Here is a 347-nt window from a genome sequence, read left to right on the forward strand (position 1 = left end):
CCATTTTTGCATTGAGGTCATTTTTCAACTCCGTTTGGCCGCGCGCCAAAATCAATTTGACGAAATAATATCTCACCGGATTTTATGGTCATTTGTGGTACCAGCACATGCGTCCCCGTGAGCGTTTCACCATGAATATCGGCAAATTCAACATGCCTGTTTTTTAATTTAAAGATGGCGATATCGGCAAATGCCCCAGGGGCCAGCGTACCAATTTCTGCTGCCATACCCATTAAAACTGCTGGGGTATGGGTACAGGCGTTAATGACATCGGTAAGCGCGACGCCGAGTGCTAAATATTTCGATAAAATCCATGGTAAGGCGTAAACAGGCCAGGCGAGTTTAGT

Annotated in this window: 1 protein-coding gene; it reads right to left on the minus strand. The window is 45.8% G+C overall.

Annotated elements, in window-relative coordinates:
• Positions 1-17: 17 nt before the first annotated feature.
• The coding region (locus tag J4G32_RS20730; RefSeq protein WP_210497525.1) for an amidohydrolase family protein at positions 18-347 on the minus strand (330 nt) is incomplete at its 5' end.

Source organism: Microvirga antarctica, from assembly GCF_017921815.1.
Taxonomy (GTDB): domain Bacteria; phylum Pseudomonadota; class Alphaproteobacteria; order Rhizobiales; family Beijerinckiaceae; genus Microvirga; species Microvirga antarctica.